Raw genomic sequence first — 22,059 nt, forward strand, 5'->3', positions numbered from 1 at the left:
GACGCGGCCATAGGCCGGCAAATTGGGGGGACCGCTCATCCTTGACGCGCGAGGAGGTGCGATAGAATGGGCCGTCATTGAGAGAGAGAAATAAGCGCGCGACCAGCGCGCTTGCCGTATTCGACCGGCAGGTCGGATTGGAGACCGTTCAGCTGGTGAAAATGCTCGCTCCTGGTCCTCCTGTCCGAGCTTTGTGGGCGATGCCGGAGGGCAATGAGGATGCGGGGCGAAGCACGAGAAGACCCCCCGCCCGGAGGCGGAGGGTCTTGGACGGTGGCGGCTTCAATTGCCGTCGCGTGGGTTCCAGATCAGGACGTACTTGCCTTCCTCGTCGCCCGGCGCCGGAGCCATGTTGGCGTAGATCGTGCCGAACTCGGGGGCGCGCAGCGTCACGGAGACATACTCGTTGCCGGTGTTCTGGGAGACGCGCTTCCAGCCAGCGCCGAGTTCGAAGCCGTTGCGGGTCGCGATGACGCGAAAGTCCGGCTCGCGGCCGTCGTCGCTCTTCTTCTTGTTCTCGACCAGAGCGATTGGGGTGCGGATGGCGAGGGTGGTGAGGGTGCCGGCGTAGCCGTTCTTGTTGGAGGTGAGCTGGGCGATGGTTGCAGACATTTCAGTTCTCCTTGGCGATCGGGATAATTCCCGTTGACGCCCTATGAGTTGCCGGCAGGTGAGACCGCGATCAGCCGAAGCGTAGCGAGGCCTTGACTGCCCCGAGAAGAAAAAGGGGGAGGGGTATCGCCCACCCGTAGGGCGGCGAGCGCAGCGAAGCCGTGATCGCGTAGCGATTATGGGGATGCCGCCTTTTTCTGGCCCGAAGGGCGCGGGGCGGTTGATCCCGGTCGAGACGCCGGTACGAATTAAAGGGCGTAGGGAATTATTTCGTCTTCGTCGCCAAGGAGGCGGCATGGAGTCTGCACTGCCCAGCTGATGGCGACATTCGGCGGCCATGCCGTCATGCTGACGATCGAGTATCTCGTCCAGTGCCGCCTGGTCGAGACGCAGACGCAAGGTCGACTGTGCCGGCGGCGATCAGCTGCTCCATCGTGGTCCGGCGTATCGAACCGGATGGCATGGCGGCGTGTTTGCCTGTTGTCGCTGGCGGGGGTGTCGCCGCCATGATGCTGCGTTCCGGGCAACCGGCGCGGTTTGCCCGATCTGGCCGGGCCATCCGGGGCAGGGGAGGGCGGAGAGCAGTGTGATCAGGATTGCCGGTGGGTAACTGCTGACGCGACCAAAGAGATAGTGCCAGCATGGGCGGGGGGGCTTCGGGCGAGCGGCCACAGCAACGAAATATGCGCTGGTTGGCCGCACAAAGCAGAAGAATCTTGGCCTTGTGGAGAGGAGGACAGGAGTTGATGCAATGATTCAAGTGAAACTGCGATTGACCATGCTGCAGGCCGAAGCCCTGCTGACGCTTGCGCAGGAAGCGGAGCCGGACACGCTGGAATATTCCAGGCGCGCGCAGCGCGCTGGAGAGGTGGCGGCGGAAAAATTGATGATGGCCATCGTTGAGGCCAGAGAGGCGAACGGCGAGCAAAAAAAGAGCCCGTGCCGAAGCACGGGCGAGGTGGGCCGTTTGGCCTTGGGAGGTCAGTGATAGGCGACGCCGACGTAATCCAGGATCAGGTAAGGATCGTGGTAGCAGGCGTCCTGCAGGTCAGGACGGGCGGCGCAGGTGGCGGCGTAGACGGCCAGGTCGGCCGAAGAGAGATCGGCGATATCGTTGCCGTGGGCCATCCAGGCCTTTTCGAGGTCGGAGGCGCAGCCGCGGCCGGCTGCACCGCACTGGCCGGGATCCATGGCAGCGATGTCCTGTTGAGGCGCCGGCTCCTGCGTGAAGGACGGCAGGGTGATGTAGATGTTGATCGAGAGGGCGATTGAAGCTGCGGAGAGAAGGCGTTTCATGTCGGTCTCCTGCGGTTCGGGTGAAGGGAGAGCCCCCGCCACTGCGGCGGGGGCTCCTGCGAGGCCTCAGTTGGCGTCGCGGGGGTTCCAGATGAGGACGAACTTGCCGTCTTCGTCGCCCGGCGCCGGAGCCATGTTGGCGTAGATCGTGCCGAACTCGGGGGCGCGCAGCGTCACGGAGACGTACTCGTTGCCGGTGTTCTGGGAGACGCGGTTCCAGCCTGCGCCGAGTTCGAAGCCGTTGCGGGTCGCGATGACGCGGAAGTCGGGTTCGCGGCTGTCGTCGCTCTTCTTCTTGTTCTCGACCAGTGCGATCGGTGCGCGGATGGCGAGGGTGGTGAGGGTGCCGGCAAAGCCGTTCTTGTTGGCGGTAAGCTGGGCGATGGTTGCAGACATTTCAGTTCTCCTTGGCGAGCGGGGTAATTCCCGATGACGCCCATGAAAATCGGCAAGCGAGAGCGGGGTCAGCCGTAGCGCAGCGAGGCCTTGACCGGACCGGCAGGAAAAATGGGGGAGGGGTATCTCTCACCCGTAGGGCGGCGAGCGCAGCGAAGCCGTGATCGCGTAGCGATTATGGGGAAACCCCCATTTTTCCGCCCCGTAGGGGCCGGTTCGGTTGATCCGGATCGAGACGCCGATCGAATAAGGGCGTTAGGGAATTAATCCGTCTTCGTCGCCAAGGAGACGGCAAGGCGTCTGCACTGCCCGGCTGATGGCGACGTACGGCGGTCCTGCCGGCATGCTGATGATCGAGCCTGCGGCTTGATGCTTCCTGGTCGTGACGCAGATGCGGCGACGATATGCCGGAAGACGCCAGTTGCTCCATCGTGATCGGTTGCGTGGAACCGGGTTTGCAAGGCGGCGTTTTGTCCTCCCTGTCTTCACCGGCAGAGTTGTCAGGTCCATGAGTTGCGTGCCGAGTTGATGGATAATCAGCCGAACTGGCCATGTCCGGGCAGCAGCGAAGGGCTTTTGTTCGTCTCAACTGGGACTTTACGTGAATCAGCGGCTTGTCAGTGCGCTGATGGATGGCTGGCCGGGCCTTCATTGCTCGGGCAGATGTGTCAGGTTGCGGCCTCTTGCATCGCGACCTATCGATCGCTGACAACGGCAGCAGGTGGAGCGCTAATGGCACCTAGTGGGTACCGCATGTGCGGGCCTACGGCTCCGGCACCAAGCGTCAGATTTCGACCACTAGATGCCGAACAGGTCGCATTGCACCGGTTCGGCGGCTTTGCGGGCAGCACCGCATCGCCCGCTTGGGCAGACGCCATATTGGCCGGCGGCGTCTGCGGCGAGGTCGCGGGCGCCGTGGACGCCATGCGCGAAGAGCGGATGTCCGGACGGGCGCTTGCAGGGGGCGCCGATTTTTGCTCGACAGTCAGGGCATGCGACCTCAAGGGCGGGATCGCGCGGCCAGGAACGGTCACAGCCGGGTTTACGGCAGTACATGGCCCGGTCGGTCATGTTTGCCGCCCGGCTTTGTCTGCGCGCGGCGTATAGATGACCTCGAAACTGTCGGGTGACATTTTGATGATCAGGTCCGAGCCGGCGGCAACGGCGTTGCGAATATAATCGGCTTCGATGAAATCGACGCCGTCATCGCCGCCGAAGGTGGCGTGTTTGACGTTCCACCAGGCGTCGAAACACATGATTTTCGGATTGCATTCGGCGGCGTAGACGACGGATGCTTTCTGATCGCCGACGACGCCGTTGTGCAATAGGTAGACGCCTTCGTCGCCGACCAGCCAGAAGCCGGCGGGGTCGCAGACGTGGTAACGACGGCGGATGCCGTGCGGCCAACGCGCCTCGGCCTCCTGGAGCAGCGATTGCAACTCAGCGTGCTTGAAGGTGAGCGATGTCATATCGTGTTTCTCCGGAGCGGGGGTTCGGTGGTGACGGCACGGCGCAGCGCGTCGAGACATTCGAGGCGCTGCATGGCTGGGCTGGAGAACTCACCGATCTCGGGGATCGGATCGTACGAGAAGTAGAATCGGCCGTTTCCGAACCGCACCATGCGGTAAAGGACGCCGTGTTCGCTGATTGCGCCGATGACGGCGCCGTCGGCGTCGTAGAGGCGAAGCGAGCGCGCGAGCACCTGGTAATACCCGAAACATTCGTTTCGGATTCCTGCGAGCGGAACGAATGACTTGCCGTTGAGGTGGATGATGGTCATTTGCGTTCACCGCAAATGACGCGACCGTCATTGGAGATGATGGGCTTGGAGCAAAGTGCTCCAGGCGGTGGAGAGACCGCGATACGGTCTATGTCGGCTGGCCGGCTGGCCGGCGCCGTGCAGGCGGCGGTGAGGCCGGCCAAGGCGAGTGCCGAGAGGCGCGAGGCGATGTTCATCGAAGAGCTCCGTCAGGAGCGGGTGAGGCGGAGCCTCTCTCTGCCTCTTGCCCGGTCCATCAGGGACCGGGTTGTCTCTCGCTCTGGATGGCGTGCGCGTGTCGGCTGACAGGCGGTGGCGGCGGTGAAGCGGGAAGCCCCCGCCGTTAGGGCGGGGGCGAAGGCGGCTACGCCGCCGGTTCTTCTGCCTTTTCGATGCTGGCTTCATAGCTGGCTTCGACCTTGGCGAAGAAGGGAATGGAGAACGATACGGTCAGCTTCAGTTTGCCCTTCTGGGTCAGGCGGGCCATGAGACGGTTGACGAACTTGCGGATACGGCGGCCGGTGTGCTGGCAGTAGGTTACGAGCGTTTTCATTTAGGCGACTCCTTGAGAGCGGTTGTTTGCAATCTGCGTAGCTCGAAGACCTGGAGCACGCGCCGGCGCACCCGAAGGGCCGCAACGCAGTGGAGGACGGCGAAGCCGTTGCGCTGGTGAAAAGTGCGGAAGGTATCGTGCGCAGCATAAAGATTGCAGACAGCTGCTCGGAGATCGCCGGTGACGCGCGGCTTGCGTCAGGACAGAACTTGGTGCCGTGGAAGTGCGGGCGACCGTGGGAAGGCAGAGAGAGATCCAGGGCGAATTGAAGCTGACCGTATCGTTCGTGCGGACCGAGCGAGGTCAGCTATTAGCGAGTTTCTGGCCGAAAGCGGGGCGTAGCTTGTCGTAGCTAAGTTGGCGTCGGCGCATTATTCTCGATAATCACTGTGAGGCCCGCGCGTCGCGCCCTGTCGAGCAGGTTCTTGACCGATGAGGGAGACCATTTCGAGCCACCCCGCGGGGTTCGTTCGTGCAAGCGCTCAAGCTGGCCAGCGATCTCGCGGAGTGTGAGGTCCGGGTTCGAGGCATGGATGCCAGCCACCAGCGTCATCAGCCGGTCTTCCGGCAGACGGGGAGGGGACTTCTTGAGCAGCCCAGGGTCGGCGAGATGCTCGGCGACGAGCCATTTGACCGCCCGGCGCAAGCGCTCCGGAGTCCAGTTGAGCCCTCGCTGCTTGAGCACGCGGGCAATGTCGTCCCAGGTATGGTCCGGCCGCATGCGGCGCACCGTCGGCAGCCATTGGTTTGCCGAAACCTGAATCCGGGACCCATAGGCTGCCTTCTGCGCGGCCGTCATCTTAGCGAGCGTCTCGGGTCGCCGTTCACGGATCCCGGGATTGCCGGGAAGCCGGCCTTTCGCCTTGGCGGCTTTGATACCGGCCTTCGTTCGCTCGGAAATCAGCGCCCGCTCGAGCTGGGCGACGGCACCGAGCACCTGCAGAGAGAACATGCCCTGTGGCGTCGACGTGTCGATCGGATCGCGCAGTGATCGGAAATGTGCACCTTTCTCGCCGAGATCCTCGATCACCTCCAGTAGATGACTGACCGAACGCGCCAGGCGGTCGAGGCGAACCACGATGAGGGTGTCGCCGGCGTCGATCTCGCGGAGCAGCTTCGCAAGGGCAGGGCGGGTGCGCGAGGCACCGGAGCCGTGCTCCTGGACGATCCGGTCACAGCCTGCTGCGCGCAGCTCCATTTCCTGCGCTTCAGTCGTCTGCTCGTCCGTGGAGACGCGCGCATAGCCGATTTGCCGGCCCTGTGGTCGACGGGAAGCGCGATTTTGCGTGTCAGCGGCCATCCGGAGCGCCTGATAGAGGTATTGAGGGCGGTTTTCCAAATACAGAAGATACGGATAACCGATCGGTTGTAAACGTCTTTAGCAACCCTTTGCATCGGCCCTACGGCCTCGGTGAGCTTGAAAAGCACCGTTTTTCAGGCTCCAGAGAGCCCTAGGGCGTGGTGCTGTACAGTCCCGATATGGGCCAATTATCGATAGTGAAAGTTGCCCCCCAGGAGAGCCGGTGTGAGTGAAGCAAAGTGCAAGATAGCTTCAGCAAGTCGAATCGGCTAAAGCGATATCAATGGCTTACGACGTCACCACTTTGCATCAAGAGAGGCTGTAGACGGGCCGCAAGCGGGTGCGCCGATTTTTGCCTAAGGATTTCAATTGGCAGCGCCAGAACGAAGGGCGGAACGACACCCGATGACTGTTTTTGACTTTGACCGTACCGATGCAATCCCGTGGCGCGAGCTCGCGGGACCGCTCGTCTCCGCAGAGGATTCTTTGGCGCGCCTCGATGAGCGGCTGGCCAGAAGTCCGGTGCGCGAAGGTTCTGTCGCGCGCGCTCACTTCTTCGACGCCGCCGCCGCGCTGTGGCTCGAGGGCGAGCTTGTCCATGTCGAGGATCTGGTCCTGCACGACACCCACATGGACATCCGCACGCCGACTCACGAGCTCACCCGTGCCCATGCGGTGCTGCGGGCACGGCGGTTGATTGTTGCCAACAGGCCGGACTGGGCGCTGAGCCCGAACGGCCTAAGACAATTGCGCGGGCGTGGCGCTAGCACCCCGGACGCTCTGCCACCGGAGATTCATGCGACGGCAGCGGAGGGCGCAGGCGATGAAGAGGCGGATGAGCCGGCCAACGACGATCTGAACGATGGCCTCGGCGCCGAATTTGCCGCCATCGATGCGCTGCTCGATCGCACGCGGAATGTGCTCGACGGGCTCTCCGCCGCGCCGGTGTCGCGACCGCAACAGGTACCGACGGGCGAAAAAAGTCCGCTCGTCTACGATCCCGACTGGGACGAGGAGGAACGGCTGTCGGACTGGCGGGCCGTGTTGAACCGGACCACGGGCCAGCCGCCCGTGCTCAGCGCCGCCCTGCTATGGGATGCGTGGGAAACACAAGAACCGCTGCAGCATCTGCCCTGGCTCGGACACTTGCTCGTGGGCGCCATGCTCAGGCAGGCCCGAAAAACGAGCGCTCACCTCGTCTGTCTTAACACCGGGCTGCGCGCCATTCCGCGCGAAAGGCGGCGCGCCCGCGACAGGACGGCGCGACTGATCGGGTTTCTGGAGGGCGTCACTGAAGCGGCCGTCGCCGGGCTGAAGGAACACGATCGGCTGATGCTCGCCCGGGAACAGATGGGGCGCCGCCTGCGCGGCCGGCGGGGACATTCGAAGCTGCCGCAACTCGTCGACCTCGTTCTTGCGCGGCCGCTCGTCTCCAGCGCGATGATCGAAAAGGACCTGAAGGTGACGACGCGTGGGGCGCTTAATCTCGTCGCCGAACTCGGCCTGCGCGAGATCACGGGCAGGGGGCGTTACCGGGCGTGGGGGATCCTCTGATAGCTCCTATGCGCTCGGAAAGAGCGTCTGGCACGCCGGCGTGCGACCGGCACTACCGTGCTATTGCGAGCCGCTTCGTCTTGGCAGCGGGACAGGCTTCCCACTTCTTGGGTCAGACGTTACCGCGAGACCTTGCGCCCGCGCGCTGCTTGCGCCATATCTGGACCATGGCGAAACATGCAACTACCGCTCGGCGCTCGGCGTCATCAGGCCAGTTTGTCACTACGAAGGGCGCCAATTCGGTTGGACGGACCAGTGACGGGGTTGTGATCCTGAAGCCTGCCACCAAGCCGACGCATTTCACGCAAAGTGAGATACGAGGCACGATTAAGGAAGTGAAGGGGAGCGACGGCCGCTTATCGAGTAGTAAGAATCTTTGATGGCTGCGCATCCGCGCAATGTGTTCATCAATTGTGCCTTCGACGCCGAATTTGAACCCCTATTCCACGCGATAGTTTTTACTGTGATTCGGTCAGGATTCCGTGCGCGGTGCGCGACCGAATCTGACGACGCGGGAGAGAACCGCTTCTCGAAGATTCAGCAAATCGTGGAGGAATGCCGCTACGGCATCCATGATATTTCGCGAACTGAAACCAGCGGCAATCCTCCTCTGCCTCGTTTCAATATGCCGCTCGAACTCGGCCTTTTTCTTGGTGCCAGACGCTTTGGCGATGGCGATCAAAAGAAGAAAAAGACCCTAATCCTTGACCGTGAGCAATATCGATTTCAGAGGTTTGTTTCGGACCTCGCCGGCCAAGATATTCACTCGCACAATGGCGACGTTTCGACCGCGGTGCGTGAAGTGGCAACTTGGTTGCGCACTCAATCGAGGTCGACCACTGTACCGGGCGGAATGAAGATCGCCGACGAGTTCGCCTTATTCCAAGAAGCCTTGCCCGCGATCTTAGGGCAACAAGGACTTGTAAGAGCCGAGATGACATTCGGCGACTACACGGCTATTGCCGTGGCATACATCAAGGAAAACGCCTGAACGTTGTGAGCGGTCAGAGGACCAGCTCGCCCGCCTCGACGAAACTGTGCGACGAAGCTCGATCGGAGAGGGTTACATTGAACGCGGACATTTTTTCGATTCAGCGGCCAGCATGTGGATCGCTGGGGAGCTCGTGCATATGTGACGCGTCGCGGCGCGCTGAACCTCGTTGATACACCGGTCGTCCGCGAGATGACGGGCAGGGGACGGTATCGCGCCTGGGGTGTGCTGTGACCCCAAGCCCGCCGGTGCGACCTTGGGAAAAGAGATCGTCAAGGTCGACGTCCTGCGGGTTGACTTATCCCAGATGAAACAGCGAAAAGAGCATCGCTCTTTTACGAGGGCGTGCGCCAGCAGTCTAACCCCAAGCCCCCCGCCCAGGCTGCTGGCGCATCTGTTCTCCGCTTCGCTAGCTGTTCTCCGTCGATTTCATTCAACATAGCAGTGCGCACACTCGCGACACTCTTTTTGGCGCCATTTTGCCGTTTGGATGGTGGGTGGCGGGCGATGATGATATCGTAGTGGCCGGGAAGTATTTGGGGAGGGGGATGCTGAAACGTATTCTGATATGGGTCGCGATCATCCTCGCGGGACTGATTGGCTATGCCGTCAAGAACACCTTCGGCATCGCAGATCAAACCATCTGGCTGGCGATGACGGCTCTCATGCTGGTCGTGGTCAGTTTTCAGTTCGACGGACGGCTGAATGCTCTTGAAGAACGTGTGATCCATAAGGATTACAGCGGGATCAAGGCGCTGATCGGGGAAGGAAAGCGGCACAAACCTCAGCACCAGCGGCCGAAGTCACTGGTCGAAGGAGGGGCGGTCAAATCCTTCATCACTGCCGCCCACGAGATTCTCTTCGAGGATTTCAGATGGTTCGGTGCCATGCTTAATCAGCATATTGCGGAGCCGTGGGCGATCGAGGAACTGAATGACACCGATGTCCGAGGCATCGACGGGCCCGAGGTTGGACGGCGCTATCAGGTCTATTACTACGCCTGCCAGATGGGCACCATGCAAGTCACTGCAGGCGGGCATGAATGGATTTTTCGACCGGAAACATTCGCCGAAAATCGACAAGCGCGAGTGGAGGTCGATCTTAACTACCTTCGGTTCGTGCCTTACGACGATACTCACAGCCTGATCAGCACGGTCGCACTTTTCATCGGCAAATTTGGTGATGATGGAGACGTGGCGCGCACCAAAGCATCGGCCGTTGCGACCGCTGCTTTGACTGGACACCTTTGGGAGTCCGTCAGAAATCCCGACATCGACATGTCGTTTGAATTTAGGACGGAAGGACCGTACGAGCTTCTGAGGGACGCGACCGATCACTGGAAGGCAAACGGCATCGATCCGTTTGAAAAATGGGACGGGGATAGGTCGTGGGCAGATCAAAATGCTGATGCATGACTCCGTGGGAGGGGATTAAATGAAATGGCTAAGAACCCTGTTTGGGGAAAAAGCGCTTTAGTTGGAATTGGGCGCCGCCGGGGGTTGGCCTTCATGGCCGCATGACTCATGGATGCGGCCGCCGAAAATTGCGATCAGGCACAGGAGCAGAAAGAAGGTCGAATTTGAGTTCATCGACGAGCCTCCCTGCGATTATTGGAAGTCGGACCTATCGTTTGACCGATCGCAGCGTTTGAACGCTGCCCATGCATCGGACGCTTTTGCGCTGCAGGCGATGTCTAGCCAATGACGGCGTTCCTTTTCGCTGAGTGCGTTCCACCATGCCATTCCGAGCTTCTCGTCCTCGGTCGGTAAGGGTTCGGTCGTCATGATCGATCTCCGGCGTTAGATGGAATTTCCGGCGGGCCTCGCAATCGGCATCGAACCTGGCTAGCATTCTATGCTCCTATTGCCTCAGAGGAGCTGCTGCGATTCCCATTCTCAAAGCGGTCATTGTGGGTAGCCTGGCCCACTTCGCCATTACGTTCGTCATAGGGTTCCTGTTCTCTTTCTCAGAAGCCCTGTTTAATCTGCAATTCTCCATACCCAGCTGGCTCGGTATGACCGTGGCCCAACTTGAGGTCGCCGGCGCAATTGCGGTGGCACTGCTTTTCTACCGCGACAGATCACGCGCAGAAGAAGAGCATAGCGGATTGCTCCGGTCAGAAGAAGACTAGGATGAGGGGATCCATCCCGGCCGACCTTCCCGCTCCGCATCAGTGGGGACGCTCCTTCTGCTGGATGTTCTTGGAGCGCCGAAGGATGCCACACCCCCGCGGCTCGCCCATATCATCTGAAACAGGCATTCACTTCCGGTACAGATAGGCCGGCTCGTCGGATTCCGGATCAGGTTCACACCTGCCGCCTCCAGACCAGCTGCTATCGTAGCAACGGCGCAGCGCGCGGTCTCTCAATCGCTCCAGACGCTGCTCAGCTATGGCGCGCCACCAACGTGCTTCAAGGACTGGCCATCGGTCGCCGGGGATCGTGCAGACCTGCGCCAGCTGGTCACCATTGCAGCGAAGGGGAATCGGTTCAGGCCCGTGTCGAACGATCCCGACCAGTGCTCGCGCGCTGCGCTGATCTGCGGGCGGCGGAGCATCGTTTCGCTCGGTCTCGCCCCAGCGTGCCATCGTCCGTGTCGGCTCGTCCTGTCCGGTGAGTTCCGCCAGGGGAGGCACGCGAATGATTTGGCCACCGTCCGAATAGGCATTTTCGAAGCCCGCCGTCATCTGCGGGCCCCTGTCTTCCATGTCGGTCCCGATGACCGACAACACCTGTGTGGCGTGCGCATGTGCATCTGGCGTTCCTTCGACAGGTCGGAACCGGTACGCAAACCTGCCGCCTTTGGGGTATCGCAGTTGCACTTCGGCATACCGGCCATCGAGGCGGATATTGGTGGCCGGACTGTCGCCCACGGTCTTGGTCCATGCATCGGGAGGGACCGGGATTGTGTACACCACCACAACGCCCCCGTGATTCAGAAGATCGCCGTTGAGATCTATCGTCAGGTCCGGCAGGGGCTCGCCTGCGCTATCGCTGACAGCGATCAACAAACTTGCTGCCGCCAGTAAGGCCTTGAATGACATCGACGGGTTTGCCCTTCATGGCGGGATCGCATCGCTGGATGTAGTCGACAGCGCCGGCGAGATTGTTGGGATCGATGCGCGCTTTCATGCACGCGGTCTCATATGCGGGGCTTGTGACGCAGGCCGCGCGGGTCGAGCATGTCGGGGCCGAGCAGAATTTCGAAGCGGTGGATTTCGGCGGGAGCGACGTTCATGCGGTGTCGCACGGTTGCGTAGCCGACAAGGAAGAAGATGAGCCAGGTGCCGATCGCGGCGGATTCGTTGAGGATGAAGGGCAGGAAGCTGGTGAACAGGACGAAGTAAAAGACGTTTGTCGGGATCCCAAAGAGGAGGTCATCGGCTTTGAACATGGTCATTCGCGGTTCTCCTGTTTGAAACGGCGCTGATGCTGGCGAAGCGCGGTGCGGATAACGAGATAGAGGAAGGCTACGGCGGCGCCGAAGGCAGACATCTCGACGAGGAAGATCTTCGCCAGGTCAAAGAAGGGCAGGATGACGGCGTACTGATCGTGGACGCGATAGGCGATCCAGACGCCGGCGGCGATCATCAGCAGGGCTATGAAGAGGTGGAGCGGAAACATCCCACCAGCCCGCGATGCGGCGCGGACTGGCGGGCGTTTTGCGTCGGCTGTCTCCTGGCGCGACGCAAGGAGAATGTCTGTTTGGCTCGTATCCACGCTGCGCAAGGTAAGTGCGAAGCGTTTATGAGGCAACTAAGAATTATACGATCGGCTAAGATTTGGATTGGGATTTGGTCGGCCGCGATGGGAGCAGGGCGGCTTCTGCCGGGGGCAGATGGCTGGCGATGGCGTTGACGATTCGCTTTGAGTAGATGTCGCCGCGGGCGTTCATGACGACGATGTGGTAGGGCGTACCGATTTCGCGGGCGATCTGGCCGAATCCGGACCCGGCGGATTTGAGCGCCAGCAATATCCGCTGAAACCGGTCGCGATCATAATTGTAGTGGGTTGGCTTCATCGCGATCGGTACTGTTCGGACGATTTTGGCGGGGTGAGCACTGCATGGCTCGGCGAATCTTGCGGTTTGTCGTCACTGCGGTCCGCAACGGCTTTTGCGCCAGATCTGCTATCGGTTTTGTCGGGTGTTTTGATCGGGGTTTCGCGCTCGACGGCCTTTGATTTGGAGAGTGGTTCGAGCGCCTGGCCGATGGTTGTGGAGACGCGATCGTTGGGGAAGGGGCGCTTTTCGAAGTTCGCGCCGGCGACGGCGTTGACGGCACGGCCGTTGCTGACAAGCACGGTCGAGTAGGAGACATCGAGGACCTGGCCGGAGACTTTGTCGCCTTTCTTTGGGAAGGAGATTTCCGGTTTTCCCATGAAGCGCAGCACATGGGCTGTCTGCGATGTGATGCGGCCGAGATCGGGGTGATTGCGGTCCTTGCCGATCTGGTGCGCGGTGAGGATGGTCTTGATCAGGTCCTTGGGCTGGCCGACGGTCGCCTTGGCCAGCGCATCGCGGGTTTCGGAGGCGCGTTCCCAAAGCGTATCGTGGTCGAGCTCGAAGCCGCGTTCTTGCGAGAATTGGCGCACGAGCGCGCCGACAGTACGGGTATTGCCTTCGCGGAAGGCGTGGACTTTCCAGATTGCGGCCATGTGACTGGCGAATTTCGAGGCTGAGGTCAGCTTGTCCTTATCGTTCCATTCGAATTTGGAGAGAGCGGACATTTCGCGATCGAGATCGGTAGTGATGGTCTTGTGGTGGCCATATTTGACCGAATCGCCCTGCAGGACGGGTTCGGGCTTATCCATATCATAGATTCGCGGCTTTCCGGCCCATTCATAGAACTGGCTGAAGATGCGGCGATTGATCTCGAGGAAATGCGAGGTGTCGTATTTGCCTTCGACCGGATTTCTGGCGAGGTCGATGATGGCATCGTTGGTGATGGCCCGTTCGGCGGTCGAATGGGCGACAGGATCGGTGATCCCGGGACGGTTCCTGAGAACACTCGTCCCGGGATAGCAGTAGGGGTCGTCGGCGCTCATGCGGCGCTTTGCTTGAGCGAGTTGCTGTAGCGAGTGGCGTAGGAGACGACATCATCGATCGTGATGATCTTGCGATTGAGCGTCAGTGACAGGAACTCGTCGAGGGGGGCGAGTTCGTTGCCCGAACCGCGCATGATGGCGCGGCTGGAACGGCTTGCTTCATCGGACATGGCCTCGATGTGGCGGGTGAAGATCGATCCGTCGCCGATCGCCAGGAAGGCGTCGAAGATGGTGTCGACCTGCGCCTTGGTGTCGATGATGTCGGGGATGCGGGCCATGTCGGAGATCCTCGTTGATGGCCTAATATAGGCATTCCGAGGCGATTTTGCCAGCGTCTGGAGAGGGTTGGTCGTCATGGTGATGCTCCTTTCGTGAGGTGATTGAGAGGTGGGGTGACGGCTCACGCCGCCACCTCCTGGCCGATGCGCTTGACCGGAATTCCGAGCCGGCGCGCTTTGTCGATCATGTTCTCGTGGATGCCGGTGCCGGGGGCGGCGATGAGCCCGATCGGCATCTGGTCGAGCAGTTCGTCGTTGCGCTTGAAGGGCGCTGCGTTGCGGTGCTTTTTCCAGTTGGGCTGGAAGCGAACCTGGTGGACGCCGCGGGCTTCGGCCCATTTCGAGGCGATCAGTTCCGCGCCGTGCGGGGTGCCGCCATGTAGCAGGATCATGTCGGGGTGTTTTTCGAGCGTCTTGTCGAGCGTTTCCCAGATCAGATTGTGGTCCTGATAGTCGCCGCCGGTGAAGGCGATGCGGGTTCCGGACGGGCAGTGCGTTTCGGCTTCCTGTCGGCGCTTGGCCGAGATGAAGTCGCGGCCTGCGATGACTGCGGCCGTCAGGGTGCGGTGGCTGACCTTGGAGCCTGTGCGCGGCAACCAGGCGGAGCCGGTTTCGACGCGATAGTGATCGGCGGCCAGATCGCGTATGGCCTCGAAGGCGTTGCGGCTTTCGGTGAGGGTGAGGCCTTCAGTGGTGAGCCGTTCAAGCTCGACGGATTTGACTTCCGAACCATCCTGTTCGGTGAGGCTTGCGCGCTGCCGGCCCTCGTTGTCGTCAAGGCGCTTCTGGATTGAGCCGAGGCGGCGATGGAAGATGTTGGTGAGCGACCAGAGCATTTCCTCGGTTTCGTCTTCGAGGCGCGTCTCGGCGAACATGTCGGTCATGGTCGAGACCAGGGCGGCGACGGCATGTTCGACGGTTTCGAGTTCGGGCAGCGGCCTGAAGTCTGCTTCGTCGGAGAGTGGCTTGACACCGTAGAGCGCCAGTTCGTCGAGCAGTGGGGCGATGTTGCTGGTGGTTGTGGGAGGTGCGGCGTGTAGCATCGTGCTTTCCTCGTTTGGTGGTGGGCGCCAGGCCCGGAATAGCGATGGGTTAAGCGGCAGGGGCCGGCCTTTGGTCAGCCGAAGCGCAGCGAGGCCTTGACTGTGCCGCGAGGAAAAAGCGGGAGGGGTATCGCCCACCCGTAGGGCGGCGAGCGCAGCGCTGCCGTGATCGCGCTTAGCGCGATTATGGGGAGACCCGCTTTTTCTGGCCCGCAGGGAGCGGCGCAGTTGACCGAGCCGGGCACGCCGCTTCTCTCCATCGCGACCGGGTCTGGCGTCTAGCGCCGGCGTGGCAAGTCAGGCGAAGGTAGGCCGCTTCTCCCTTGAGGCGGCACTCAGCCGCTCGAAGGTGGCGTGATCGAGTTGGCGGGCAAGCGCATCGCGCAGGGCTGGCAGGCCGTGTGCGCGAAGATCGTCGTTGAAATCGTTAGCGCGCGGGGTGAGCGGTGCGATCTGAAGTCCGCGCGGTGAGAGACGTTCGCGCAGGAGGCCAAGGGCGCGCGCACCGGCCTCGTCATTGTCGAGTGCAACAAAGAGCCGGCGGACATGGGCCGGTGGTTCGAAGGCTGCGAGATGGTTTGCGGTCAGGCAAGCGGCGAGTGAAGCGGCTGGAAGGGCCGTGCCGACAGAAAGGATGGTTTCGAGGCCTTCGCCAGCGATCATGTCTGGGTCCGATGTTGAAGCGAACCGCACCGCGTTGCCGTGCAGCGCTCCCAGCACGCGCTTCGGTTCGTCGATCGCGGCAAGTGACGATGACCTAGCAGGCTGTCGGGCCTGATCGACTTCTATTTCGCCTGCAACGACCTCTACGCCTACGACCTCGCCACCTGCCTCAACGCCTGGTGCTTCGAGAAGGACTTTTCCTTCAACCTGACCAAGGGCACGGCACTGCTGGACGGCTACCAGAGCGTCCGGCCGCTGAGCGAAGCCGAGAAGGCGGCCCTGCCTATCCTGGCGCGCGGCTCGGCCCTGCGCTTCATGCTGACCAGGCTCTATGACTGGCTGACGGTACCGGATGGCGGGTTGGTCATGAAGCGCGACCCGTCGGAGTACATACGCCGCATGCGCTTCCACAGGACGATCAAGTCCGCCCAGGAATACGGCCTGAAATGACAAAGCAAATCGAGATCTTCACTGACGGAGCCTGTTCGGGCAATCCGGGCCCTGGCGGCTGGGGCGCCATCCTGCGCTACAACGGCAAGATCAAGGAACTCTCCGGCGGAGAGGCCGAGACGACCAACAACCGCATGGAACTGCTCGCGGCGATCTCGGCGCTGAACGCGCTGAAGGAGCCGTGCACCGTCGACCTGCATACCGACAGCAAATACGTCATGGACGGCATTTCCAAGTGGATCCACGGCTGGAAGCGTAACGGCTGGAAGACGGCCGACAAGAAGCCGGTGAAGAACGGCGAGTTGTGGCAGGCGCTGGATGAAGCCAACAAGCGTCACCAGGTGACCTGGCATTGGGTCAAGGGCCATGCCGGGCATGAAGAGAACGAGCGCGCCGACGAACTGGCGCGCGAAGGCATGGCACCCTTCAAGGCCGGACGCAGTGCGCCGGCAGGATTGCGCGCCGCCAAGAGCTGACGGCGTGCCCCGCGTTTATCTCAAAGCTGTTCGAGGATACGGGCTGCGCCTGAATCGATCGCCTGACCAGCTGCGCCTTCGACGTTGAGCTGGGCGACCTTGCCGTCCTCGACAACCATCGAGAAACGCTTCGAGCGCAGGCCCATGCCGGCGGCCGAGAGGTCGAGGTCGAGGCCGGTTGCGCGGGCGAAATCGCCGCTGCCGTCGGCGAGGAACAGGACCTTGCCTTCACCGCCGCTGAAGCGCGCCCAGGCGCCCATGACGTGTACGTCGTTGACCGAGACCACCGCGATGGTGTCGACGCCGCGCGCGACGATGGCGTCATGGTTCTCGACATAGCCGGGCAGGTGATTGTTGCTGCAGGTGGGCGTGAAGGCGCCTGGCACCGCAAACAGCACGACCTTCTTGCCGGCGAAGACTTCTTCGGTGGTGAGGTTCTTGGCGCCGTCGGCGGTCATCGTCTTGAAGGTGGCGCTGGGCAGCTTGTCGCCAATGGAAATGGTCATGGAGGTCCTCGTGGCAATGAGATTGAAATCGGGTGGGCCGCTGCGATCCACTAGCGCAGATGCGTGGGTTATCCAATGGGTGGCGGATTGGCTCAGGGGTAGGGTAGATATCCTTCGACCGCGCCGGCTGAGCTGATCAGGGTGTAGGGAATGCCCTTGCCGGCAGGCTTTGACGTGGGCCGTTCGAGCACCTTGAGCGAGAAGGTGAGCTTGCCCGCTGCCTCGTTCCGCTCGGGCGTGCCGAACTGATACCCATCCACGCCGGCGACGAAAATATCGATGCCCTCGGGATCTCCGGGGGCGGTCGTCGCAATCGAGATCGTCTCGCCCTCTGCTGGCGCCAGCGTGGCGCCGAAGTCCGGCTGGGCGGCAGAGGGGAGGGCGGCGAGCGCTGCCGCTACCAGCGCGGCATCACTGGCATTGCCTGGGTCGGCGGCGGGGTCGACTTCCAGCCGCGCCTGCACCGGAACGCAGATGGTCTCGCAGATGCCGAGGAACACGTCGGCGGCAATCGCCGTCGGCTCGCCGGGGGCGGGTACGGTGAAGCTGACCGGCAGGCGGACGGGGAAGTCGTAGCCCGCCCATTTGGCATAGCCGTCGTCGTGCCGCTGCGGTGCGGGATAGGAGATTTCGGCGGCCGAGACGTTGCGGCTGGCCGAGATGTCGACCTGCGGCGGCACGCCGGAATTGCCGGGGTCGCGCCAATAGGTCTTCCAGCCGGGCTTGAGCTCGATGTCGAGCACCCCCTGGAGCTTGCCTGAGGCGTCGGGCTGGCCGGCCGTCACCAGCCGAAACCGGCCGCCGTCGGTTTCGAACCAGGCAGACGACGATGCATGGGCGGGTGCTGCGGCCAAAAAGGCGGTGCCGAGGCAGACGGCGATCGGGAGCGTGAATTTCATGGCGGTGATTTGATAGTCTCCGGCGGCGTGCGCAACCTGCCTTACGTCACGTTGCCATCATTTTTGCGTGACGCCACGGGCCAAAGGTGAACACGTAGTCCCCTTGAGCCATCTTTCAAGACGGCAGGAAACGCGTTACCTTTGGCTATGGACCTCTTACGCCAGAAGAAGGGCGCCTCGCAGCGCGGTTTTCTCGACGATCAGTTCCTCATCGCCATGCCGGGGATGAAGGACGACAGGTTCTCGCGCGCCGTCATCTACATCTGCGCCCATAGCGACGAAGGCGCCATGGGCCTGATCATCAACCAGGTCCAGCCGCTGCTCTTTCCCGATCTCCTGGTCCAGCTTGGCATCCTCGACGAGCAGGAGGCGATCCGGTTGCCGATGAAGGCCAAGGACTTCATCGTCCGCAATGGCGGGCCGGTCGACCGCAGCCGCGGCTTCGTGCTGCACACAGACGACTACAAGGTCGAATCCTCGCTGCCGGTTTCGGACGAGATATGCCTGACGGCAACCGTCGACATCCTGCGCGCGATTTCGGCCGGCCGTGGGCCGCGCCATGCGCTGATGGCACTTGGCTATTCGGGTTGGGGTGCAGGCCAGCTCGAAAGCGAGATCGCCGAGAATGGCTGGCTGACCTGCCCGGCGACGTCCGAGCTGCTGTTTGACGCCGACATCGACCGCAAATACGACCGCATCCTCGCTGCGCTCGGGATCGACCTGGCGCGATTGAGCACGGCAGCCGGTCACGCCTGAGCGAGCGGGTACTGTTCCTTCAGCATCTTGAGCGCCTGGTCGCCGGGAATCGGCGCGCCGAACATGAAGCTCTGCACATATTCGCAGCCCATCTGGCGCAGTTCGAGGGCGTCGCTCTCGTCCGAGATGCCTTCGGCGACCACCGACAGCCCCAGTTCGTGAGCCATGTTGACCATCGACTTGATCAGCACCGCGCGCTTGGGCGAGGTGTCGTCGACGAAGCTCTTGTCGATCTTGATGGTGTCGAAGGGGAAGCGGGTCAGGTAGGACAGCGACGAATAGCCGGTGCCGAAATCGTCGAGCGACAGGCCGATGCCAAGCTGCTTCAGCTTGGTCAGCACATGGTTGGTCTGCTCGGGATTGTCCATGACAAGCGATTCGGTGAGCTCGAGGCGGAAGCAACGCGGCTTGAGATTGGCCCGCGCGATGACCGAACGGACGTCGCTGACGAGGTCTCGGCGGATCAGCTGGCGGCTCGACAGGTTGACCGAAACGGACAGCGGGGCGTCGTTGATCTGCTTTTGCCAGTCGGCCAGGTCGTCGGCCGCGCGCTGCATGGCAAACAGGCCAAGCTGGACGATCAGGCCGCAGCTTTCGGCGACCGGAATGAAGTCGCCCGGCGGGATCATGCCGCGGCGCGGGTGGTCCCACCGGAGCAACGCTTCGAAGCCGGCGACAGTGCCATCCTCAAGCCGCACGATCGGCTGGTAGGCAAGCGTGAACTCCTTGCGCTCGATGGCGCGGCGGAGATCCGATTCGAGCTGCAGGCGATCGGTGCCCACGGTGCGGAAGGCCGGGCGGAACGGTTCGATGCGATCGCCGCCGAAGCGCTTGGCCTGGTGCATGGCAAGCTCGGCGTCCTTGACCATGTCTTCGGCCGAGGCCTGGGCCGTGGTCCAGGTGATCAGGCCGACGGATGCGGTGAGCACGATCTCGCGCTTGGCGAAGGTGATCGGCGCCTTGATCGCCTGCTTGATGGCGTCGGCCACGGCCGCTATGCGCGTGGGGTCCTGCTCCGACAGAAGCATCAGGGCGAACTGATCGCCGGCGAAGCGCGACAGCGAGTCCTTCGGCTTGAGCAGGCGGTGCAGGCGCCGCGCAATGGTCAACAGGATCGTATCGCCGGCGGAAATGCCGAGACCGTCATTGACCAGCTTGAAGCGGTCGATGTCGATGACGAAGACCGAAGGCCGCACTTTCTCCTCGGTGCGGGCGATCGAGATGATCGCCTCCAGCCGGTTCATGAACAGTTCGCGATTGGGCAGGCCGGTCAGATTGTCGTGCACGGCGTCGTGCAAGAGGCGTTCTTCCGACTTCTTCTGCTCGGTGACGTCGACCATCGTGCCGACGCAGCGGATCACTTCGCCGTCGGAGCCGATCACCGGCCGGGCCCTGAGCGAGAACCAGTGATAGTGGCCGTCGGCGCCACGCAGGCGGAAGCTTTGCGACACCCGGCCACGGCGGTGCTCCAGCACGACGTCGAGCGTCGTCCGGAACGTGTCGCGGTCGTCGGAATGCAGCACGGGCAGCCAGTTGCGCGCGGCCCCGCCAAGGCTGTTGGGAGCAAGGCCCAGCTGGATCGACACGTCGGGGCGGGTGACGACGCGGTCGCGCAGCACGTCCCAGTCCCAGACGATGTCGCCGGAGCCGGAAATCGCCAGCGCCTGGCGCTCCATGTCGCTGAACAGCCCCTGATGGGCCCCGCCGCCGGCGAAGGCATGCTGCATGACGGTGAAGCCGATGAGCAGGATGATGAGGATCAGGCCGCCGCCGAGGGCAGGCTGGACGATGTCGTTGTCGAGCACGCCGGTGATCGCCATCCACGAGCCGCTCAGCCAGATCAGCACCATCGCCCAACTGGGAACCAGCATGATGGCGCGGTCGTAGCCGCGGATGCTGAGATAGACGATAAGCCCAAGGCCGGTGAGTGCGGTCGCGGCGAAAGAAATACGCGCGATGCCGGCGGCAACGGCGGGATCGATGATCGCGACGCCGGCGATCAGCAGCAGGCCGATGATCCAGACGAAGGCACCGTAGCTGAAATGGCCGTGCCATCGGTTGAGGTTGAGATAGGCGAACAGGAAGACGACGAACGTTCCTGCCAGCGCCACCTCAGTCCCGGCCCGCCATATCTGCTCGTTGCCGGGCGAGACCTCGATGACCTTGTTGAGGAAGCCGAAGTCGACGCAGATATAGGCGAGTACCGCCCATGCCAGAGCGGCCGTTGCCGGGAACATCGAGGTTCCCTTGACCACGAACAGGATGGTCAGAAACAGCGCCAAAAGGCCGGCGATGCCGATGACGATGCCGCGGAACAGAGTGTAGGAATTGACCGTGTCCTTGTAGGCTTCCGGTTCCCACAGATAGACCTGCGGCAGCTTGGGGGAGGCGAGCTCGGCGATGAAGGTCACCACCGAGTTCGGATTGAGGGTGACCAGGAACACGTCGGCGTCGGGGCTGGCCTGGCGGTCGAGGGCAAAGCCTTCGCTTGGCGTGATGGCGGCGATGCGGCTCGAGCCGAGGTCGGGCCAGAAAAGGCCGGAGCCAACCAGCCGGAAATGCGGCGCGACGATCAGGCGGTCGATCACCTGGTCGGTGGTATTGGCCAGCGCGAACACTGCCCAGTCGCCGGACGAGCGCTTGTCGTTGGCCTCGACCTCGATGCGGCGCACGATGCCGTCGAGGCCCGGCGCTGTCGAAACCTGAAAGTTCTCGCCCTGATTCCGGTAGATTTCGACGGCGCCCGAGAGATTGAGCGCGACGTCGTCGCGGGAGATCTTGATCGGTTCCACGGCGAGTGCCGGCGACACCGCGCAGACACTAGCGATCATGGACACGATGAGCGCAAACAGGGGCGCCAGCAGGAGATGCTTCGACAAGTTCAGGCCTTCATGGTGACAGCTTGCGGGTCGTCCGCGATCAGTGCGTAAAGATAGTGGTCGTGCCATTCGCCGTTGATCCTGAGATAGGATCGCAAAAGTCCTTCGCGCCGGAATCCGGCTTTTTCAAGCACGCGGACAGAGCGCGCATTGTCGGGGATACAGGCAGCCTCGATCCGGTGCAACCGGAGCGTATCGAAAGCATGCCGCGCCACCAGCCTGACGGCATCGACCATGAAGCCCTGGCCGGCATAACGTTCGCCGATCCAGTAGCCGATATGCCCGGTCTGGGCGACGCCGTAGCGAATGTTGCCGAGGGTGATGCCGCCGACGAGCTTGCCGCTCGAGTTTTCGTAGATGAAGAAGGCGACAGCCGTGCCCTGGATGAACTCGTCCTTGTAGCGCGAGAGGCGGATGCGCCAGGCCGAGCGATCCAACTCGTCGGGTGCCCAGCGCGGCTCCCAGGGTTCCAGGAACGAACGGCTTTCAGCCCGGAGCGCCACCCACTCGTGATAGTCGCGCCAGTTCGGCAGCCGCAGGCTGACGCGTTCGCCTTTCAGTGCCGGGGTGTCGCGGCGAAAGAGCGAGAACGACAACATGCGT

The 22,059-nt window shown here is 62.3% G+C and carries 27 protein-coding genes and 2 pseudogenes; 8 read left to right on the forward strand and 21 right to left on the reverse strand.

Annotated features, from left to right (window positions below; genetic code table 11):
• Window positions 1-282 precede the first annotated feature (282 nt).
• Entirely contained in the window at window positions 283-612 is a 330-nt protein-coding gene (locus tag NDO48_RS19315) for a DUF736 domain-containing protein (RefSeq protein WP_267322134.1), read from the reverse strand.
• A gap of 751 nt (window positions 613-1,363) precedes the next feature.
• Here NDO48_RS19315 and NDO48_RS19320 point away from each other — a divergent pair.
• Complete coding sequence (locus NDO48_RS19320) at window positions 1,364-1,600, forward strand: hypothetical protein (RefSeq protein WP_267322135.1); 237 nt, start codon at window positions 1,364-1,366, stop codon at window positions 1,598-1,600.
• Here NDO48_RS19320 and NDO48_RS19325 read toward each other — a convergent pair.
• The 8 genes from NDO48_RS19325 to NDO48_RS19360 form a co-directional block, all read right to left on the reverse strand.
• Window positions 1,594-1,908, reverse strand: coding sequence for a hypothetical protein (locus tag NDO48_RS19325; RefSeq protein ID WP_267322136.1), 315 nt, complete (start codon window positions 1,906-1,908; stop codon window positions 1,594-1,596). The two genes, NDO48_RS19320 and NDO48_RS19325, sit on opposite strands and share 7 nt — an antisense overlap.
• Before the next feature lie 66 nt (window positions 1,909-1,974).
• Window positions 1,975-2,304: a DUF736 domain-containing protein gene (locus tag NDO48_RS19330; protein ID WP_267322137.1), complete on the reverse strand. Its 330-nt coding sequence runs from the start codon at window positions 2,302-2,304 to the stop codon at window positions 1,975-1,977.
• Window positions 2,305-3,102: 798 nt separating this feature from the next.
• Window positions 3,103-3,375: a hypothetical protein gene (locus NDO48_RS19335; RefSeq protein WP_267322138.1), complete on the reverse strand. Its 273-nt coding sequence runs from the start codon at window positions 3,373-3,375 to the stop codon at window positions 3,103-3,105.
• Window positions 3,372-3,773, reverse strand: coding sequence for a DUF3085 domain-containing protein (locus NDO48_RS19340; RefSeq protein WP_267322139.1), 402 nt, complete (start codon window positions 3,771-3,773; stop codon window positions 3,372-3,374). Before NDO48_RS19340 ends, NDO48_RS19335 begins: the two co-directional genes overlap by 4 nt.
• Window positions 3,770-4,084, reverse strand: a complete 315-nt coding sequence (locus NDO48_RS19345) for a hypothetical protein (RefSeq protein ID WP_267322140.1) — start codon at window positions 4,082-4,084, stop codon at window positions 3,770-3,772. The genes NDO48_RS19340 and NDO48_RS19345 overlap by 4 nt, the downstream gene beginning before the upstream one ends.
• A complete protein-coding gene (locus NDO48_RS19350; RefSeq protein WP_267322141.1) occupies window positions 4,081-4,260 on the reverse strand; it encodes a hypothetical protein in 180 nt (59 codons plus the stop codon). The genes NDO48_RS19345 and NDO48_RS19350 overlap by 4 nt, the downstream gene beginning before the upstream one ends.
• 167 nt (window positions 4,261-4,427) lie before the next feature.
• Window positions 4,428-4,616: a hypothetical protein gene (locus NDO48_RS19355; protein WP_267322142.1), complete on the reverse strand. Its 189-nt coding sequence runs from the start codon at window positions 4,614-4,616 to the stop codon at window positions 4,428-4,430.
• Between the two features lie 352 nt (window positions 4,617-4,968).
• On the reverse strand, window positions 4,969-5,916 hold the full coding sequence (locus NDO48_RS19360; RefSeq protein WP_267322143.1) for a recombinase family protein: 948 nt from the start codon (window positions 5,914-5,916) through the stop codon (window positions 4,969-4,971).
• Window positions 5,917-6,321: 405 nt separating this feature from the next.
• Between NDO48_RS19360 and NDO48_RS19365 the strand changes: the two genes are divergently transcribed.
• The 4 genes and pseudogenes from NDO48_RS19365 (at window position 6,322) to NDO48_RS19380 (ending at window position 9,876) form a co-directional block, all read left to right on the forward strand.
• A complete protein-coding gene (locus tag NDO48_RS19365; RefSeq protein ID WP_267322144.1) occupies window positions 6,322-7,470 on the forward strand; it encodes an RHE_PE00001 family protein in 1,149 nt (382 codons plus the stop codon).
• A 379-nt stretch (window positions 7,471-7,849) separates the two neighbouring features.
• Complete coding sequence (locus NDO48_RS19370) at window positions 7,850-8,461, forward strand: hypothetical protein (protein WP_267322145.1); 612 nt, start codon at window positions 7,850-7,852, stop codon at window positions 8,459-8,461.
• Window positions 8,462-8,602: 141 nt separating this feature from the next.
• A pseudogene (locus tag NDO48_RS19375) lies at window positions 8,603-8,695 on the forward strand (helix-turn-helix domain-containing protein); the annotation flags it as partial.
• A 314-nt stretch (window positions 8,696-9,009) separates the two neighbouring features.
• The gene (locus NDO48_RS19380; RefSeq protein ID WP_267322147.1) at window positions 9,010-9,876 is read left to right on the forward strand and encodes a hypothetical protein; all 867 of its coding nucleotides are present in this window, start codon (window positions 9,010-9,012) and stop codon (window positions 9,874-9,876) included.
• A gap of 845 nt (window positions 9,877-10,721) precedes the next feature.
• Here the strand turns inward: NDO48_RS19380 and NDO48_RS19385 are convergent.
• From NDO48_RS19385 to NDO48_RS19420, 8 genes are all read right to left on the reverse strand, one after another.
• Window positions 10,722-11,504 carry a hypothetical protein gene (locus NDO48_RS19385; RefSeq protein WP_267322148.1) on the reverse strand — a complete coding sequence of 261 codons (783 nt, stop codon included), beginning with the start codon at window positions 11,502-11,504 and terminating at the stop codon, window positions 10,722-10,724.
• A 98-nt stretch (window positions 11,505-11,602) separates the two neighbouring features.
• Window positions 11,603-11,860, reverse strand: a complete 258-nt coding sequence (locus tag NDO48_RS19390) for a hypothetical protein (RefSeq protein ID WP_267322149.1) — start codon at window positions 11,858-11,860, stop codon at window positions 11,603-11,605.
• Window positions 11,857-12,084 (reverse strand): hypothetical protein, encoded by a 228-nt coding sequence (locus NDO48_RS19395; protein WP_267322150.1) that lies wholly within the window; start codon window positions 12,082-12,084, stop codon window positions 11,857-11,859. Before NDO48_RS19395 ends, NDO48_RS19390 begins: the two co-directional genes overlap by 4 nt.
• A 151-nt stretch (window positions 12,085-12,235) precedes the next feature.
• Window positions 12,236-12,481 carry a hypothetical protein gene (locus NDO48_RS19400; RefSeq protein WP_267322151.1) on the reverse strand — a complete coding sequence of 82 codons (246 nt, stop codon included), beginning with the start codon at window positions 12,479-12,481 and terminating at the stop codon, window positions 12,236-12,238.
• The gene (locus NDO48_RS19405; RefSeq protein WP_267322152.1) at window positions 12,478-13,506 is read right to left on the reverse strand and encodes a Fic/DOC family protein; all 1,029 of its coding nucleotides are present in this window, start codon (window positions 13,504-13,506) and stop codon (window positions 12,478-12,480) included. Before NDO48_RS19405 ends, NDO48_RS19400 begins: the two co-directional genes overlap by 4 nt.
• Window positions 13,503-13,784: a hypothetical protein gene (locus tag NDO48_RS19410; RefSeq protein ID WP_267322153.1), complete on the reverse strand. Its 282-nt coding sequence runs from the start codon at window positions 13,782-13,784 to the stop codon at window positions 13,503-13,505. The genes NDO48_RS19405 and NDO48_RS19410 overlap by 4 nt, the downstream gene beginning before the upstream one ends.
• A 122-nt stretch (window positions 13,785-13,906) precedes the next feature.
• Complete coding sequence (locus tag NDO48_RS19415; protein ID WP_267322154.1) at window positions 13,907-14,827, reverse strand: DUF2493 domain-containing protein; 921 nt, start codon at window positions 14,825-14,827, stop codon at window positions 13,907-13,909.
• 297 nt (window positions 14,828-15,124) lie between these two features.
• Window positions 15,125-15,490, reverse strand: coding sequence for a toprim domain-containing protein (locus NDO48_RS19420; protein WP_267322155.1), 366 nt, complete (start codon window positions 15,488-15,490; stop codon window positions 15,125-15,127).
• Between the two features lie 99 nt (window positions 15,491-15,589).
• On the opposite strand from NDO48_RS19420, the pseudogene NDO48_RS19425 reads away from it, so the two are divergent.
• Both NDO48_RS19425 and rnhA read left to right on the forward strand, forming a co-directional pair.
• Window positions 15,590-15,940 (forward strand): annotated as a pseudogene (locus NDO48_RS19425) (phosphotransferase); the annotation flags it as partial.
• A complete protein-coding gene (gene rnhA, locus NDO48_RS19430) occupies window positions 15,937-16,416 on the forward strand; it encodes a ribonuclease HI (RefSeq protein ID WP_267322156.1) in 480 nt (159 codons plus the stop codon). The pseudogene NDO48_RS19425 and the gene rnhA, both read left to right, overlap by 4 nt.
• A gap of 20 nt (window positions 16,417-16,436) precedes the next feature.
• Here the strand turns inward: rnhA and NDO48_RS19435 are convergent, their stop codons facing one another.
• Together NDO48_RS19435 and NDO48_RS19440 are read right to left on the reverse strand one after the other, a co-directional pair.
• Complete coding sequence (locus tag NDO48_RS19435) at window positions 16,437-16,922, reverse strand: peroxiredoxin (protein WP_267322157.1); 486 nt, start codon at window positions 16,920-16,922, stop codon at window positions 16,437-16,439.
• Between the two features lie 92 nt (window positions 16,923-17,014).
• Window positions 17,015-17,821 carry a protein-disulfide reductase DsbD domain-containing protein gene (locus tag NDO48_RS19440; protein WP_267322158.1) on the reverse strand — a complete coding sequence of 269 codons (807 nt, stop codon included), beginning with the start codon at window positions 17,819-17,821 and terminating at the stop codon, window positions 17,015-17,017.
• Window positions 17,822-17,968: 147 nt separating this feature from the next.
• Between NDO48_RS19440 and NDO48_RS19445 the strand changes: the two genes are divergently transcribed.
• On the forward strand, window positions 17,969-18,577 hold the full coding sequence (locus tag NDO48_RS19445; protein ID WP_267322177.1) for a YqgE/AlgH family protein: 609 nt from the start codon (window positions 17,969-17,971) through the stop codon (window positions 18,575-18,577).
• Here the strand turns inward: NDO48_RS19445 and NDO48_RS19450 are convergent.
• Together NDO48_RS19450 and NDO48_RS19455 are read right to left on the reverse strand one after the other, a co-directional pair.
• Window positions 18,568-21,408, reverse strand: a complete 2,841-nt coding sequence (locus tag NDO48_RS19450) for an EAL domain-containing protein (protein WP_267322178.1) — start codon at window positions 21,406-21,408, stop codon at window positions 18,568-18,570. The two genes, NDO48_RS19445 and NDO48_RS19450, sit on opposite strands and share 10 nt — an antisense overlap.
• Before the next feature lie 50 nt (window positions 21,409-21,458).
• Complete coding sequence (locus NDO48_RS19455; protein WP_267322159.1) at window positions 21,459-22,055, reverse strand: GNAT family N-acetyltransferase; 597 nt, start codon at window positions 22,053-22,055, stop codon at window positions 21,459-21,461.
• Between the last annotated feature and the right edge of the window lie 4 nt (window positions 22,056-22,059).

This window comes from Aminobacter sp. MET-1, assembly GCF_026521175.1.
Classification (GTDB): Bacteria; Pseudomonadota; Alphaproteobacteria; order Rhizobiales; family Rhizobiaceae; genus Aminobacter.

Excerpts from the sequence above, each read along its gene's own strand:
- rnhA (WP_267322156.1), top strand. The coding sequence starts at position 15,937 with ATGACAAAGCAAATCGAGATCTTCACTGACGGAGCCTGTTCGGGCAAT.
- NDO48_RS19345 (WP_267322140.1), bottom strand. The coding sequence starts at position 4,084 with ATGACCATCATCCACCTCAACGGCAAGTCATTCGTTCCGCTCGCAGGA.
- NDO48_RS19340 (WP_267322139.1), bottom strand. The coding sequence starts at position 3,773 with ATGACATCGCTCACCTTCAAGCACGCTGAGTTGCAATCGCTGCTCCAG.
- NDO48_RS19440 (WP_267322158.1), bottom strand. The coding sequence starts at position 17,821 with ATGAAATTCACGCTCCCGATCGCCGTCTGCCTCGGCACCGCCTTTTTG.
- NDO48_RS19435 (WP_267322157.1), bottom strand. The coding sequence starts at position 16,922 with ATGACCATTTCCATTGGCGACAAGCTGCCCAGCGCCACCTTCAAGACG.
- NDO48_RS19360 (WP_267322143.1), bottom strand. The coding sequence starts at position 5,916 with ATGGCCGCTGACACGCAAAATCGCGCTTCCCGTCGACCACAGGGCCGG.
- NDO48_RS19320 (WP_267322135.1), top strand. The coding sequence starts at position 1,364 with ATGATTCAAGTGAAACTGCGATTGACCATGCTGCAGGCCGAAGCCCTG.
- NDO48_RS19350 (WP_267322141.1), bottom strand. The coding sequence starts at position 4,260 with ATGAACATCGCCTCGCGCCTCTCGGCACTCGCCTTGGCCGGCCTCACC.
- NDO48_RS19365 (WP_267322144.1), top strand. The coding sequence starts at position 6,322 with ATGACTGTTTTTGACTTTGACCGTACCGATGCAATCCCGTGGCGCGAG.
- NDO48_RS19330 (WP_267322137.1), bottom strand. The coding sequence starts at position 2,304 with ATGTCTGCAACCATCGCCCAGCTTACCGCCAACAAGAACGGCTTTGCC.
- NDO48_RS19420 (WP_267322155.1), bottom strand. The coding sequence starts at position 15,490 with ATGATCGCTGGCGAAGGCCTCGAAACCATCCTTTCTGTCGGCACGGCC.
- NDO48_RS19325 (WP_267322136.1), bottom strand. The coding sequence starts at position 1,908 with ATGAAACGCCTTCTCTCCGCAGCTTCAATCGCCCTCTCGATCAACATC.
- NDO48_RS19410 (WP_267322153.1), bottom strand. The coding sequence starts at position 13,784 with ATGGCCCGCATCCCCGACATCATCGACACCAAGGCGCAGGTCGACACC.
- NDO48_RS19395 (WP_267322150.1), bottom strand. The coding sequence starts at position 12,084 with ATGTTTCCGCTCCACCTCTTCATAGCCCTGCTGATGATCGCCGCCGGC.
- NDO48_RS19335 (WP_267322138.1), bottom strand. The coding sequence starts at position 3,375 with ATGACCGACCGGGCCATGTACTGCCGTAAACCCGGCTGTGACCGTTCC.
- NDO48_RS19455 (WP_267322159.1), bottom strand. The coding sequence starts at position 22,055 with ATGTTGTCGTTCTCGCTCTTTCGCCGCGACACCCCGGCACTGAAAGGC.
- NDO48_RS19445 (WP_267322177.1), top strand. The coding sequence starts at position 17,969 with ATGGACCTCTTACGCCAGAAGAAGGGCGCCTCGCAGCGCGGTTTTCTC.
- NDO48_RS19405 (WP_267322152.1), bottom strand. The coding sequence starts at position 13,506 with ATGAGCGCCGACGACCCCTACTGCTATCCCGGGACGAGTGTTCTCAGG.
- NDO48_RS19315 (WP_267322134.1), bottom strand. The coding sequence starts at position 612 with ATGTCTGCAACCATCGCCCAGCTCACCTCCAACAAGAACGGCTACGCC.
- NDO48_RS19450 (WP_267322178.1), bottom strand. The coding sequence starts at position 21,408 with ATGATCGCTAGTGTCTGCGCGGTGTCGCCGGCACTCGCCGTGGAACCG.
- NDO48_RS19370 (WP_267322145.1), top strand. The coding sequence starts at position 7,850 with ATGGCTGCGCATCCGCGCAATGTGTTCATCAATTGTGCCTTCGACGCC.
- NDO48_RS19390 (WP_267322149.1), bottom strand. The coding sequence starts at position 11,860 with ATGACCATGTTCAAAGCCGATGACCTCCTCTTTGGGATCCCGACAAAC.
- NDO48_RS19380 (WP_267322147.1), top strand. The coding sequence starts at position 9,010 with ATGCTGAAACGTATTCTGATATGGGTCGCGATCATCCTCGCGGGACTG.
- NDO48_RS19415 (WP_267322154.1), bottom strand. The coding sequence starts at position 14,827 with ATGCTACACGCCGCACCTCCCACAACCACCAGCAACATCGCCCCACTG.
- NDO48_RS19400 (WP_267322151.1), bottom strand. The coding sequence starts at position 12,481 with ATGAAGCCAACCCACTACAATTATGATCGCGACCGGTTTCAGCGGATA.
- NDO48_RS19385 (WP_267322148.1), bottom strand. The coding sequence starts at position 11,504 with ATGTCATTCAAGGCCTTACTGGCGGCAGCAAGTTTGTTGATCGCTGTC.
- NDO48_RS19355 (WP_267322142.1), bottom strand. The coding sequence starts at position 4,616 with ATGAAAACGCTCGTAACCTACTGCCAGCACACCGGCCGCCGTATCCGC.